Below are 13,696 nucleotides of genomic sequence, written 5' to 3'. Positions count from 1 at the left end.
TCGGCCGTGACCGTCCGGCGGCGGTTTCCGGATATCCCGCCCGGGGGTGTGACTCCGGCCTCCGGCGAAGCCGGACCGAGCCCGAGGCAGGGCGCTGAGTCTGTTCCGGGCCGCATCGGCTCAGTCGACCGCCGCGACGTCGGGACGGGTTGCACGGTGGAGGAGCACCGGTCCGGCGATCCGTGCGTACTGGGGAAACTTTCTCTGCGTGCAGACAGAAGTACGAGAGTCCCATTCCGCTTTACCTTCCCGGTACCTGCTGCGCTGCAGGCGGCAGGGCGGGCAACTGAATCAGACTCATCCATGGAGCAATGGCAACGGGGCAGGCCTCCGCATCACAACTGCCCTTGTGCCGCCGGGTGGTTGCTCCCCATCGACCTTCAAGGACACCGTGATGGCCGGTACTCCTCATCCACGCGCAGTCGACCGGTTCCCGCTCCAACTCGGCACCCACCTGCCCGGCAGAGCCCACCTTGCGGTGATCTCCGGCAAGGACGACGGTGTTCCCCTTCGCGTCTTCGCCCGCGATGCGACGGGCGCCGACGTCTGCGGCCCCCGTCCCGAGACCCGACCCGGGTCTGATGGAACGCGTCATCTGCCCTGGCCGGACCGGTCCGTGAATTCCCTGCTCACACCCGCGCTTCAGTGCGGCCGAGCTGACGACGACGCACATGGTTGATCCTGGAATTCACGCCGTGGCTTCTTCTCCCGATGGTCCACGATCGGCACAGCCCCGTAAGGCAGCCCCTTTGACCCTCCAGGACGCCTTTCAGCTGCCGGCGCTCCACGCTTTCGTCTCCGAAGCACGGCGATGTGTCGTGTCGCGACTGCGTGAGTGGGGTGCTCATGAAGACGTGCGCACGGACGCGGAGTTAGTGATCTCCGAACTCTTCACCAACGCCGTGCTCCACACCGACAGCGTGGAGATCGGCTGCGGACTGCGCGTGACCGGTTTGCATTTGCGCGTCGAGGTCGCAGACGAGGGGCGCCGGTCGGGGGAACAGCGCCTGCGGTCTGCCGACTTCGAAGAGGAGAGCGGGCGCGGACTGCTCCTGGTCAAGGCCTTCTCGGAAACATGGGGAGTCCGGGCCCGTGAGAACGGTCAAGGCAGCGTGACATGGGCCGACCTCCCCTACCGGCCTGCGCCCGGACGGCTTCCACACCCCCAGCCGGGCCGTCACGCCGAATGAGGGCGCCAATCCCTGGGCAGCGGTGCCAAGTTCGGGTTGCCGAGTCTCACCGCGTGATGTCGCCGACTGTCGCAGACAGCCGACAACGATAAAGCCGGCTTCGACCTGCTGCGACAGCCGGCTCCGGTACGAAGCGGCAGGCCTCCGGAAGACGTGACCCGGAAGGGTCGGACGACCCAGGCCGAATCCCCGGACTCCGGGCCGGGGAGCACATCGCGTAGCCACTTCCGTCGGATTCGGCGGACACGACGGAAACCCGGCACTACGCTGCCGCTGTGATTTCTGCCACGGTCCTGCCGGCCGGGTGCTGTGGCGAACACCCCTTCCATCACCAGGTCAAAGACAGTGAGGGAGCGATGAAGGGTGTTTGAGAGGACCAGAGGGACCTATGTGGTCGACTCGTCGTCGATCGGGGATGTGGCGCCACGTGAGCGCGCCGACTTCTGGACCGATCATGTCTCGTCCGTCCACTGTCGGATGGACCTGAGATTCCCGCACGGCGACTCCTTCCGCGCCGGAACGATCCGACAGCAGACGGGGACCTATCAGCTCGCGAAGTGCTGGTCGGACAAGCTCGGATACCTCCGGACCCCGCAGCAGGTACGCCGGCACCCGGACGAGGACTACCGGTTCGTGATCATGCTGTCCGGAAGGGCCGTGCACCGCCAGGACGGCGAGGAAACAGAGATGGTGCCCGGGACCGCGGGCCTGATCCCTGTGAACGGGTCGTACCAGACTCTCTACGATCGTTACGAGGGACTCAGCATGACGATCCCTGCTCACGAGGTGGACAGCCGGCTGAACCGGAAGTCACCGGTGACCGCGGGACTTGACCTGGCATCAGGCCTGGGCCGCGTGGTGGGGGACATGGTGACCAGCCTCCACGAGGTACGGGAGACGCTCACCGCCAGCCAGTTCGATGCGGTGTCCGACCGGATTGTCGAGCTGCTGTGCATGCTTGCCGCGGGCGACGACCGTCCGGATGCGCCGGAGCATCTGGCCGAGGTGGAGGCGGTGGTGCGCCGCCATGTGCGCGAGCACGCGGGCGACCCGGGGCTGAACGGCGAGGCGGTGGCACGTGCGTTGGGATGGTCACTGCGGCAGATTCAGCTGGCACTGCAGCACGCCGGCACCACGCCCCGGGAGCTGATCCGCGAGGAGCGCCTCAGGCTGATACGGGAACGCCTGCAGAATCCCGCCTATCGGCACGTGACCATCACGGACCTGGCATACGCGTCGGGCTTCTCGTCACCGAGCGCCCTCAGCACCGCGTTCCGGAAACGCTTCGGGATGAGCCCGCGCGAAATGCGGCACGAGACGGACACTGACACCGCAGACGCTCAGACGCCGCGCGGCAGTCCCGACTCCCGTTGACCGCGCAGCCGTCCCAGGGCGCATAACCGGGGCCGCAGCAGCGGCGCATGCCCGTTTGTCGGCAGCGGCCGAGCGGCATGAAAGGCGGGACGTACCCGTCTGCCCGGAAGCGCCCTCCCGCTGCTGCGCATCGCTTGCCACAGCCCCTCGTCGAAGTCCCGGACCAGCCGGGCCTCCCCGCGAGCAGCGGATGCCAGGGGGTGTCAGAGGGGGGAGTGAGCACGCCGGGACCGGCGGTGCCCTTCGGGGACGGTCAGCACGTGGATGGAATGATGGCCGACGTCATGGCGACGGCGGTCCGAGGAAGCCGGTGTGAATCCGGCGCGGTCCCGCCACTGTGACCGGCGAGCGGATCCCCGACAGGCCACTGCCCGAGGCGGGTGGGAAGGCCGGGGTGAGCCTTGACCCGGGAGCCAGGAGACTCACGCCGTCGCCACCTCGACGTGCCGGGGCGGATCTCCCCGGAGAGAGGAACGGTTCGGCGTGCCCGAGTCATCGGTCGATGAGACATCCGACGAAGCGGAGGCAGCGGCGGCAGCGGAGACGGCCGGCCCTGCTCCGTGCCGGATAGTCGTGTGCCGGGACTGCTGCTGCGGCAGCCCCAAGGTGACCGGTCTGGATCACGCGGCGCAGACGGCTCGCCTGCGCGAAGAGGCGCCTGTTCGCGTGTCCGACTGTCTGGACGTCTGTGACCAGGCCAACGTCATCGTCGTACAGCCTTCCGCCGACGGCCGTGCCGCCGGCGGCCGACCCGTCTGGCTGGGGCTGGTCAACAGCCCGGACGCGACCGAGGACGCCACGGCCTGGGTGCGGTCGGGCGGCCCGGGTGTCGCTCCCCGTCCGGAGATTCTCGACCTGCACCTCATCACGCCGCCGCGACGGGCGCCTGCCCGGCCCGCTCCATGAAAGCGCCAGGTCAGCCGCCCTGATGACGCACGTGAGCGGTTACATGCCGGAGCCGGCCGTATGTGCTGCGCCGCGCTGCGACGCACATGGAGCAAGTGGACAGTCGGCGTCGCCCAGCGGGCACTCAGGCGCAGGTCCGCCTCACGGCTCCGGGGCATGCGCCGAGGTGCGCGCGACGTAGACGGTGTTGGAGGACGTGCCGCCGTGCAGCGGGTTGCCGAAGGTGACGACGTGTGAGGCGGACTCTGCGAAGACCTCCGCGAGCGCCGAGTTGAAGCTCTCCTCCGGCGGGTCGTCCGACCACAGCGCGAACACGCCGCCGGGGTGCAGTCTTTCGGCCAGCTGCCGCAGCCCCTGCGGCTGGTAGAAGGGCGCATGGCTCGGGTGCAGGACGTGGCTCGGGGAGTGGTCGACGTCCAGCAGGACGGCGTGGAAGCGGCGCCCGGGCAGGTCCGGATCGAGTCCGTCCGCGCTCTGCGCCAGGGAGAAGAAGTCGCCCGCGACCAGTCGGCAGCGCGGATCGGCAGTAAGCCGAGGCCCCAGGGGCACCAGGTGCCGTTCATGCCACTCGATCACCTCTCCGAGTGCCTCGACGACCGTCAGCGACCGTACGCGCGCCTCTTTCAGCACCGTCTCGGCGGTGTGGCCGAGGCCGAGGCCGCCCACGACGATGTCGAGTCCGTCCTCCGGCAGTTGAGCCAGCCCGAGTCGGGCGAGCGCGGCCTCTCCGGCGGTGAAAAGGCTCGACATGAGGAACTCGTCACCGAGTTTGACCTCGAAGATGTCCGAGCCTGTGGCTGGGTCTCTACGGCGCCGGAGGCTGATGTCGCCCATGGGCGTCGGTCGCCAGTCGAGCTCTTCGAAACGCGCGCTCATGGAGTCTCCTCAGTGGGCGTCGGAGAGGTCGATGACCACCTCGTCGGGATCGCCCTTGTAGTCGAACTGGTGGTCGAGGTCGTTGGAGGAGGCGAAGAACAACTCGCCGGTGACCGCGTGGACGGCCTGAGTGCCGTCGGGATCGACCACGCCTGAGACGTTGACCAGGTCCAGTCAGGTGCCCCGCGCCTCGACAGGCGAGTGGTTCAGGTGCGGCGCAGCAGAACCGCAGTGAACTGCTGGGAGGTACCCCACGGGGTGAGGTGGTCCTCGCCGGCGGTGTCGATGAGCTGGAAGCCGGGGAACTGGTCGGCGAGTTGGGCGTGGGTGTAGCGAACGATCGGCAGCCCGCTGCATGTGGTCGGTCCGTCCGGTCCGAAGGTCGCCACGACGAGCCAGCCGCCCGGTCGCAGTGAACGCTCCAGCGAGGCGCGGTAGTCGTCGCGTTCCTCGGGCTCGGTGAGGAAGTGGTAGACGGCGCGGTCGTGCCACAGCGCGTACTGACGGCCCATGTCCAGGTCGAGTACGTCGGCCATGGTGAGCTGGACGTCCTTGCCCGCGGGGCCGAGCCGGTCACGGACCGTCTGGAGCGCGGTGACCGACAGGTCGATGGCCGTCAGGTCGCGGTAACCCCGTTCGAGCAGGTGGTCCACGAGCGTCGACCAGCCGGCGCCCACGTCGATGATCGGCTCGTGCGGACCCAGGCCGGTGTCGTCGACCAGGCCGAGGGAGAGTCCCGGGACCGACTGCCACCAGGAGACGCCGTCGACGTCCTTGCTGTGGTGGACGCCCTCCCAGAACTCCGTCCGGGCGGCTGCGTCCTCGGGGCGCCCTGCGCCGTGGTCGGTCATGTCTCCGATGGTAGGCCGCCGGGGTCCGGCCCGGGTCCTCGCAAGGTGTTGTCATCGTTCCGTAAGGACTGATTCCCTGCTGGTCGTCCGGTCTCGTCGCTACGGTGACGTCCATGGTCGAGCTGGCAGACGGTGATCGGACGCCGCGTTCCCTCGGTGAGGTGGAGACGGTGGTCGACGGCGGCGACATGGACTGCGGAAGCGGTCTGCTGCTGTTGATCACGCGCGCGATGCGGCGGCTCGAGCCGGGACAGGTGCTCGGTGTGCGCAGCGCGGAGGTCAGTGTCGTATCCGATCTGCCGGCATGGGCCGGGCTCGTGGGACATGACGTCGTCGCGGAGGTCGCCGAGTCGGACGGGGGCCCGTGGTGGTTCGCGGTGAGCAAGGCGGGCAGGAGCGCTCAGTCGGCGGCCCGGTCCGCGACCGTCTTCAGCCAGGGCGAGCGGACGCCGGTGGGCCGCCGGTTGTGGATCTACACCAACTTCGACTGCAACCTCGCCTGCGCGTACTGCTGCGCCGAGTCCTCGCCCAGGGCCGCCGCGCGGCGCTTCGAGCCGGCTGTCGCCGACGCGGTGTTCGAGGAGTTCACCGCACAGGGCGGTCGCGAGGTGTTCCTGACCGGCGGTGAGCCCTTCATGCATCCGGAGCTGGGTTCGCTCGTCGCGGCGGCCGGCGGTCTGGAACGCACCGTGCTGACCAATGCCATGATCTTCGCGCGGGGCAGCCGGCGGAAGACTCTCGAAGACCTCGACCGTGACGTGGTGCTCCAGGTCAGTCTCGACTCGGCCACCCCCGAACTGCACGACCGGCAGCGGGGTACGGGATCGTGGTCGCGGGCGTTCGAAGGGATCGAGCTGGCCCGTTCACTCGGGTTCCGGGTGCGGGTGGCCGCAACGCTGTACGACGAGGACCCGGAAGGTGTCGAAGCTCTGCACAGGCGGCTGGACGAACTGGGGATCGCCTCGCCGGACCGGGTGGTGCGGCCGGTCGCCCAGGAAGGCTTCGCCGATCAGGGTGTGCACGTCTCGCTGGAGAATCTGGAGCCCGAGCCGACGCTCACCGCGGATGGCGCCTGGTGGCACCCGGTGGCGGTCACCAACCCGCATCTGCGGATCGCCGACGCACCGCTGCCGCTCGCCGAGGTGTTCGGCGTCGTACGTGACACGCTCGCCGTCCAGGACGCCGCCGCCCGTACGGGACGGGAGGTCTTCCGCTGTGCCTGACCCGGTCCCGCGGTCTCGCCGAGTCAACTCCCGCCTGCTCGCTGACAGTTCGTTTCCGGCGCTCGACGGTGACAGGCGGCGGCAGCCGGGGCGGCCGGTAACACGAAGGCAGAGCAGACGAAGGAGGCAAGGGTGACGGCCACGAAGCCCAGGACGACGCTGCCACGCTGGCTTCTCGGTCCCGCGACCGACGAGGTACGGCGCGAGCAGGCCGTTGCCGCCGCCTTCCTCCGCGTCCTGCTCGGTCTGATGTGGCTCTACAACGTGGCGTGGAAGCGTCCCCCGGATTTCGGGCAGGACACCGACAGCGGGCTGTATCACTTCACGTCCTATGCGGTCAGCCACCCGGTGTTCCCGCCGTACAGCTGGGTCGTGGAGGAGCTCGTACTGCCCAACATCGTGATCTTCGGTTGGGGGGTGCTGATCGTCGAGACCGCCCTGGCGGTGCTGCTGCTGACGGGTGCCTGGGTACGGGTGGCCGCGGCGCTCGGCGTCCTCCAGTCCTTGGCGATCGGCCTTTCGGTCGCCTACGGCCCGCACGAATGGCCGTGGGCGTACTGGCTGATGATCGGCGCCCATGTGGCCGTCCTGTTCTCCTCGGCGGGGCGGGTGTTCGCGCTCGACGCGGTACGCGCCGGTACCGGCTCGGCCCGCACCCTCGGCCGGATCTGGGGCGCGATCGCGCTGATCACCGGGGTCGTCGGCGTGATCCTCTCGGCCGGCGATCCCCTCAACCCCCGCGGTGAAGCCCTGGGTTCGGCCGATCCGTCGCTCAGCCTCGGCGAATACAACGTCATCGGCGGACTCGTACTGGTCCTGGCCGGCGGCCTGCTGCTGCTCTCCGCCCTCAGCGGGAAGGCCCTCGCCGGGCGGGTGGCGGCCGTCGTCGCCGCCGCGGCCGCAGCGACCCTCTACATCCAGGTCGGCTTCGGCGACCCGCTGTTGGGCGGCAATGCGACGTCCGCGGCCTTCCTGCTGACCGTCGCGCTGGTCGCCGCGGTGGCCGGCCGTGCTCCGGGGCGGGCCTCGCCCCGCGAGTGACGTCCCGCTCATCATCCGGCTCGCATCAAGGGAGTGCCCATGTCCGTGAGACCGATGACCCGCCGCACGCTGCTCCTCGCCGCCGGCGCGACACTGCTGGGCGGCTGCGGCGGGGGAGACGGAGGCGGCTCGGACGGGCGGCAACTGGGGATATCCGCCATCCCCGATCAGGACCCGGAGTTGCTGGGCCGGCTCTACCCGGCGGTGGCCGAGCGGTTCGCCGACGCGACCGGGCTCGAGGTCGCCTACCGTCCCGTCACCGACTACACCGCCGTCGTACGGGCCTTCGAGATCGGCGACATACACCTGGCCTGGATGGGCGGTCTGACCGGCGTGCAGGCACGCGAGCGCACCCCCGGCGCCGACGCCATCGCCCAGCGCGACATCGACCCCGACTTCCACAGCCTCTTCATCGCCAACCGCCGCTCCGGCCTGCGGCCGTTCACATCGCAGGACGGCCTGCGCGGCCTCGAAGGGCACACCTTCACCTTCGGCAGCGAGACATCCACCTCCGGCCGCCTCATGCCGCAGTACTTCATGCGGCAGGCCGGTCTCGAGCAGAGCGACCTGCGGGGGACGCCGGGCTTCTCCGGCTCGCACGACGCCACGATCGAGGCCGTCGCCAAGGGCAGCTTCGAAGCGGGTGCCGTCAACGAGCAGGTCTGGGACGCCACCGCCGAGGCGGACGACGTCGATCTGAGCAACGTGGAAGTGCTGTGGCGCACCCCCGGCTACCCGGACTACCACTGGCTGGCACGCCCCGACCTCGACAAGACCTTCGGCAGCGGCACACGCAAGAAGGTCCTCGACCTGCTCCTGGGGCTCGACCGGGACGACGCCGAGGACGCGAAGCTGCTGAAACTCTTCGGAGCCAAGTCCTTCGTACGGGCCGGGAATTCCGCCTACGGCCGGGTCGAGGACGCCGCCCGCGACCTCGGGCTCCTGCGGTGACCGACGCGTCGCCGGTGATCCGGCTCCGAGGTGCGGGCCGCACGTTCGGCGGCCACCGGGCGCTGCACGATGTCGACCTCACGATCCGTGCCGGTGAGCGCGTGGCAGTTCTCGGCACCAGCGGCGCCGGCAAGAGCACGCTCCTGGCCCTGCTCAACGGATCGCTGGAGCCGACCACGGGCAGCGTCGAGGTCTTCGGCGAGAACCCCGCGCTCCTCTCCGGCCCGCGGCGGCGGATGCTTCAGCGACGCATCGGCTCCGTGAGCCAGGATCTCGCCCTGATCGAGCAGGTCCGGGTGCTCCACAACGTCAACGCGGGAAGGCTCGGCCAGTGGAGCACCCCCCGCGCGCTGGCCTCGCTGGTCTGGCCGCGCTCGCTCGGCGTCGTACGGGACGCACTCGACCGTGTCGACCTGGGCTGGGCGCTCCACGAACGCACCGAACGTCTCTCCGGCGGCGAGCGGCAGCGGGTGGCGATCGCCCGGCTCCTGGTGCAGGCTCCTGAGCTGGTGGTCGCCGACGAACCCGTCTCCAGCCTCGACCCCGTACGTGCCGAAGGCGTCCTCGGCCTGCTCGGCACCTCGCCTGCCGTACGGACGCTCGTCGTCAGCCTCCACCAGCCGGAACTCGCCGGTGAGCACTGCACACGTGTGGTGGGTCTGCGCGAGGGCCGGATCGTGTTCGACCGCCCGGCCGCCGACGTCGGCGACACGGCCCTGCACGATCTCTACGCGCTCACATGACGCTCCAAATCGACGCTCTGCCACCAGCGCCGAGCGACGCGTCCTCGACGGGTCCGCCGGGGCGCAAGGCCGTGAGCGGCCGGGCGGTGATGCTGCGCCGGCTCGCCTGGCTGACAGCGGTAACCGGGCTGCTGGCCTGGGCGGTCCAGCGCGCGCTTCCCGCCGGGGGAGAGCTGGTCAACCGAGGCGGCCTGTCCCTGCTCGACGACCTCGCTGCCACCACGCTGCACCCCTCCCTCGAGGCCGGCTTCCTCACCGTGGTGCTCGAAGCGACGGCGACGACACTGGCCCTGGCCATGCTCGGCACAGCGGGAGCGCTGGTCGTGGGCCTGGCCGGCGGGCTGATCCTCAGCGATGCGGCGTGGGAGGCGTCGCCGCCGTGGCCGGTCCGTGCAATACGTCTTGCGCTGCGCGGCGTACTGGTGGCAGTGCGCTCGGTCCATGAGCTGGTGTGGGCGCTGTTCCTGGTCAGCGTGCTCGGCCTCGACCCCCTCGTCGCGGTCCTGGCTCTCGCGCTGCCCTTCGGCGCGCAGAGCGCCCAGGTCTTCGGAGAGACCTTCGACAGCGTGCCCGACGCGCCGTTGCGTGCCCTCCGCGCCGCAGGCGCCCGCCCTGGTCCCGCGCTGGCCTACGCCCTCATTCCGGCAACGGCATCACTGCTGCTGTCCTACTCCTTCTACCGCTTCGAATGCGCACTGCGATCCGCCGTCGTACTCGGCGTCGCCGGCGTCGGCGGCCTGGGGCTCGAACTCTCCGTGAGCCTCCAGTCCCGCAACTGGGGCGAGGTCTGGACACTGGTCGCGGCCCTGCTGCTGCTCGCGGCCGCGGTCGAACTGTGGAGCACCCGCGTCCGATCCGACGGCGCAGTGGTGACCTGCGCCGACTGGTCGGTGGGACGGAAACGCCCGCGCGACGAGGGCCGGCCGCCGCAGGGCCTGTCCCGTCCGACCCGCTGGTCCCTGATCCTGACAGCACCGGCGATGGTGGCCGCGTGGTGGTGGGTCGGCCTCTCACCGGCCGGGCTTGCCTCCGCGCGCACCCAAGACCTCGGCGCACGCCTGCTCCTGGACCTCTGGCCGCCCGAACTTCCCGAAGGCGGTTGGCCGGTCCTGACCGGCGCCACCCTCGATACGCTGGCCATGGCAGTGCTCGCCATGACAGTGGCCGTACTGATCACTCTTACCGTGGGGCCCTGGGCCGCCGGCCCGCGCTCCGAACGGAACGGTCCGGCGGCCTGGAGCCGGAGAGCCGTGTGGTGGGTGACCCGGCTGTTGCTCCTGGTGCTGCGATCGATCCCCCCGACGGTATGGGCCGTCGTCGCCCTCCTCGGGCTCTTCCCCGGCGTACTGCCCGGGGCCCTGGCCCTGGGGCTCTACACCGGAGGCATCCTCGGCCGGCTGGTCGCCGAAGCCTGGGAGACCATCGACCTGGGCCCCCGGAACTCCCTGCGCGCCACCGGCACGTCACGCGTCGTCTCCGCCGTTGCGGCCATGACCGCGCCGTCCGCCAACCATCTGACCACCTACACGCTCTACCGGTTCGAGATCTGCGTGCGGGACACCGCCATCGTCGGTGCCGTCGGAGCCGCGGGCCTGGGCCGACTGCTCACCGACCGTCTCGCAGCCTTCGACTACCCCGTGGTCACCGGCGTTCTGCTGGCCTCGCTGCTGGTCAGCCTCGCCGTCGAGATGCTCGGGCGGCGGGTGCGGCGCACGCTGCGGGCCTGAATCCGCGCCGCGACGACCTCAGCCCCTCCGACGTGCACGGGGTGCGCTCCGCGGCGCCGTCCCGTCCGATGATGACGGCCTCCTCTGCCGTGCCGTTCAGGGGGACTTCTCGGCGATCAGCAGGGCGTAGCCGAGGGTGCCGTCGGCGACGGCAGTGCGGGCGGCGGCAAGGACGGCCGGTGCCGCGTCCAGGTCGACGCCCGCGGCGGTGAGCTTGGCCGAGGCGGTCATCCGCAGCAGGTTCAGCCTCGCCTCGATCTGGTCGATCATGCGGGTCATCGCCTGGTTGTGGCGCTCGGTGCGCACCGTACGCAGTCCTGCGGCGGCCAGGATCCGTGAGTATTCGGACAGCGGGCGGGCGTCGGAGATGCAGGCGATTCGCGCGGCAAGACCGGTCAGTTCCGGCGCGAGCCGGTCGGGGACGGCCGTGACGTCAGTGATTCCGACCCGGCCGCCGGGGACCAGGACGCGGGCGAACTCGGCGGCGGCCCGGGCCTTGTCGGGAAAGGTGCACAGGGCGCACTCGCACACCACTGCCTCGAAGATCCCGTCCGGATGGGGCAGGCCCTCGGCGTCACCCGTGATGAAGGCGGCGCGGTCGCCGAGTCCCGCGGTGGAGGCGGCGCCCTGGGCGAAGGCGGTGTTGGCCGGGGAGTAGTCCACGCCGTCCACCCGCACGTCGTAGGTGTCGGCGAGGAGCAGAGCCGTGGTGCCGCGGCCCGAGGCCACGTCGAGTACGCGGCCCGACTCCGTGAGCCGAAGGCCCTCGGCAAGGCGCCGGGTGAGGGCGGTGCCGCCAGGATGGTAGGAGTCGCCGAGCAGCAGGGCGACCACGTCGGAGGAGTATGCGGCCGCGCAGCAGTCCTTGAGCCCGTCGCCGGACACGGCGGAAGGGCCGGGTCGCTGGTCGGTCATCCCGGGCCCTCCTCGCCGGCGGTCGCGGATGTGTGAAGGGCGGTCTTGGAACCGTAGGGGGTGTCGGTGAGCTGTGCTGCCAGCGGCAGAGCGTTGGGCGCCACGTCGGCGACGGGGACACCGGACATCTGTGCGCGGATCTTCTCGCGGTAGCCGGCGGAGTTGTACGCGCAGAAGGGGATGAGCCGGCCGTCCGGGGTGATCTCCTCGACGCAGCACTTCATCAGCTGCTTGACGTTGAGGGTGTAGGGGTCCTGGAAGTCCTGCACGACGATCATGAAGGCCTTCTCGCGCAGGTCCTTCACCGCCGCGGGCAGGTCGATGCCGCAGTTGTCTGCGCAGTCCAGGGCTTCGGCGGTGGCTCGCAGCTTCTCCTCGGTCGTCTCGGTGCCCATGAACGCCGAGGCGGACCACAGCTTTTCCAGCGCTTCGCGGATGCCCGCCTCGGGCATGACCCGGTTGGTGACGTAGTCGAGGTGCTCCTCCACGTTCAGCAGACGCGGGATCGGGACGACGGTGCGGTCCCCGGGCGGGCCGTCCACCAGCAGGTAGGTGACGGAGCGGCAGGTCGGAAAGCAGCAGGGTACGGGGAAGAAGTCACCCTTCTGGAACCACTGCGGCAGCTGGGCATTGATCAGCTTGATCACGTCGGGGTTGGTGAGCCGGTTCAGCGGATCGAAGGGCACATGCCGCCCGGAGTGAGTGACCGGCTGGAAGGCCACTGAACGCACTGCCGGGTGGTCGATGCCGAATTCGATGATCGCGCCGAGCTCGTGTTCGTTCAGATCGCGCTCGACGGCGGCGACCAGGGAGACGGTCAGGCCGTTGTCCGCGCAGTTGTCCAGGGCCCGCTGTTTGAAGGTACGCAGGTCCCGGCCGCGGATCTCCAAGTGGGTGCGTTCATCGAAGCCGTCGAACTGGAGGTAGATGTTCAGCGACTTGCCGGGGACCTGGTTCCGCCGGCCGAGTTCGGCGACGAACCGCTGGTCCGTGGCGAGGCGGATGCCGTTGGTGTTGAGGGTGACATTCTTGATCGGGCGGCTCTGAGCGAGGTCGATGAAGTCGAGGATGTTCTTGTGGATGGTCGGCTCGCCACCGGAGAACATCACCACCTCGGCCTCGCCCTCGGACTCCACGAACACATCCAGCATCCGTTCGCATTGCTCATGCGTGATGGCGTAGCCGCCCCCGGCGCCTTCGGCCTTAGAGGACCCCCCTGCGTGGTGGCCGGAGTCGGCGAAGCAGATCGGACAGTCGAGGTTGCAGCCGGTGTTGACCTCGACGATCCCCAGACAGGCGTGCTGCTTGTGCTCCGGGCACAGTCCGCAGTCGCTCGGGCAGCCCTCCCGCACCTCGGTCTGGAAGGCGAGGGGAATCGTGCCGGGCTTGTTGAACCGGGCCGAGGAGAGGTATTCCTCGGCGTCCCCGTAGACCAGGGCCTCGAACCCGCCGTGCTCACGGCAGCGTTTACGCAGGTAGACCTTGTCGTCACGGATGTTGACCTGCGCGTCTACGGGCGTCTTGCACAGCGGGCAGATCGACTTGGTGAACTCGAGGAACACCTCGTCGCGGTCTGCCTTGTGCCGTGCCGCGGTCGGCCGGGGTCGTCGGGGCGTCTCAGGCATGCGCGGCCTTCCTGGTCGTCAGGGCGGGAGCAGCGGGGCACCGGCGGGCGGCCGGCTCGGGGAGGGTCGGGCCGGAGGCGCGCGACCGCGTCGGTGACACCCGCACCGGCGTGACCGCCCTCGGTCGCGGACGGGCCGGCAGCCGGAGCCCGCTGACCGTTTCGCCCGCGACCAGCGCCACAGCGAGACGGGCAGCACCCACGTCGGCGACCGGCCCGTACGCCGTCACGATCGCGGGCATCGGCTTGAGGGAAGCCGGCTGCGCAGCCGCCGT

Annotated in this window: 12 protein-coding genes, 1 pseudogene and 1 riboswitch; of the genes and pseudogenes, 8 read left to right on the top strand and 5 right to left on the bottom strand. The window is 70.0% G+C overall.

The window, feature by feature from the left end:
* The first annotated feature begins 671 nt into the window (after positions 1-671).
* The 3 genes from H180DRAFT_RS12015 (at position 672) to H180DRAFT_RS12005 (ending at position 3,470) form a co-directional block, all read left to right on the top strand.
* Complete coding sequence (locus H180DRAFT_RS12015) at positions 672-1,190, top strand: ATP-binding protein (protein ID WP_079100051.1); 519 nt, start codon at positions 672-674, stop codon at positions 1,188-1,190.
* Positions 1,191-1,553: 363 nt separating this feature from the next.
* Positions 1,554-2,564, top strand: coding sequence for a helix-turn-helix domain-containing protein (locus H180DRAFT_RS12010; protein ID WP_055486029.1), 1,011 nt, complete (start codon positions 1,554-1,556; stop codon positions 2,562-2,564).
* Positions 2,565-2,864: 300 nt separating this feature from the next.
* A riboswitch (cobalamin riboswitch) is annotated at positions 2,865-2,988 on the top strand.
* A 143-nt stretch (positions 2,989-3,131) separates the two neighbouring features.
* Complete coding sequence (locus H180DRAFT_RS12005; protein ID WP_055486207.1) at positions 3,132-3,470, top strand: hypothetical protein; 339 nt, start codon at positions 3,132-3,134, stop codon at positions 3,468-3,470.
* Positions 3,471-3,611: 141 nt separating this feature from the next.
* Here the strand turns inward: H180DRAFT_RS12005 and H180DRAFT_RS12000 are convergent, their stop codons facing one another.
* From H180DRAFT_RS12000 to H180DRAFT_RS11995, 3 genes and pseudogenes are all read right to left on the bottom strand, one after another.
* Positions 3,612-4,346 carry a polyamine aminopropyltransferase gene (locus tag H180DRAFT_RS12000; RefSeq protein WP_055486028.1) on the bottom strand — a complete coding sequence of 245 codons (735 nt, stop codon included), beginning with the start codon at positions 4,344-4,346 and terminating at the stop codon, positions 3,612-3,614.
* Between the two features lie 12 nt (positions 4,347-4,358).
* Positions 4,359-4,505, bottom strand: a pseudogene (locus H180DRAFT_RS29110) (sodium-independent anion transporter); the annotation flags it as partial.
* A 47-nt stretch (positions 4,506-4,552) separates the two neighbouring features.
* Entirely contained in the window at positions 4,553-5,197 is a 645-nt protein-coding gene (locus H180DRAFT_RS11995) for a class I SAM-dependent methyltransferase (RefSeq protein WP_055486027.1), read from the bottom strand.
* Positions 5,198-5,310: 113 nt separating this feature from the next.
* Between H180DRAFT_RS11995 and H180DRAFT_RS11990 the strand changes: the two genes are divergently transcribed.
* The 5 genes from H180DRAFT_RS11990 (at position 5,311) to H180DRAFT_RS11970 (ending at position 10,882) form a co-directional block, all read left to right on the top strand.
* On the top strand, positions 5,311-6,420 hold the full coding sequence (locus tag H180DRAFT_RS11990) for a radical SAM protein (RefSeq protein ID WP_055486026.1): 1,110 nt from the start codon (positions 5,311-5,313) through the stop codon (positions 6,418-6,420).
* Between the two features lie 132 nt (positions 6,421-6,552).
* Positions 6,553-7,461 carry an Rv1678 family membrane protein gene (locus H180DRAFT_RS11985; protein WP_074466756.1) on the top strand — a complete coding sequence of 303 codons (909 nt, stop codon included), beginning with the start codon at positions 6,553-6,555 and terminating at the stop codon, positions 7,459-7,461.
* A 39-nt stretch (positions 7,462-7,500) separates the two neighbouring features.
* Positions 7,501-8,412 (top strand): putative selenate ABC transporter substrate-binding protein, encoded by a 912-nt coding sequence (locus H180DRAFT_RS11980; protein ID WP_055486025.1) that lies wholly within the window; start codon positions 7,501-7,503, stop codon positions 8,410-8,412.
* Positions 8,409-9,155 (top strand): phosphonate ABC transporter ATP-binding protein, encoded by a 747-nt coding sequence (locus tag H180DRAFT_RS11975; protein WP_055486024.1) that lies wholly within the window; start codon positions 8,409-8,411, stop codon positions 9,153-9,155. Before H180DRAFT_RS11980 ends, H180DRAFT_RS11975 begins: the two co-directional genes overlap by 4 nt.
* Positions 9,152-10,882: a PhnE/PtxC family ABC transporter permease gene (locus H180DRAFT_RS11970; RefSeq protein WP_079100050.1), complete on the top strand. Its 1,731-nt coding sequence runs from the start codon at positions 9,152-9,154 to the stop codon at positions 10,880-10,882. The genes H180DRAFT_RS11975 and H180DRAFT_RS11970 overlap by 4 nt, the downstream gene beginning before the upstream one ends.
* Positions 10,883-10,978: 96 nt before the next feature.
* On the opposite strand, the gene H180DRAFT_RS11965 is transcribed toward H180DRAFT_RS11970, so the two are convergent.
* Together H180DRAFT_RS11965 and H180DRAFT_RS11960 are read right to left on the bottom strand one after the other, a co-directional pair.
* Entirely contained in the window at positions 10,979-11,797 is an 819-nt protein-coding gene (locus H180DRAFT_RS11965) for a class I SAM-dependent methyltransferase (protein ID WP_175437760.1), read from the bottom strand.
* Entirely contained in the window at positions 11,794-13,422 is a 1,629-nt protein-coding gene (locus H180DRAFT_RS11960; protein ID WP_055486022.1) for a radical SAM protein, read from the bottom strand. The genes H180DRAFT_RS11965 and H180DRAFT_RS11960 overlap by 4 nt, the downstream gene beginning before the upstream one ends.
* Between the last annotated feature and the right edge of the window lie 274 nt (positions 13,423-13,696).

It is taken from the genome of Streptomyces sp. WMMB 322, from assembly GCF_900090145.1.
Lineage (GTDB): Bacteria > Actinomycetota > Actinomycetes > Streptomycetales > Streptomycetaceae > Streptomyces.
Note: the sequence above shows the minus strand (reverse complement) of the source record. Positions and strands in the feature narration are given on the sequence as shown.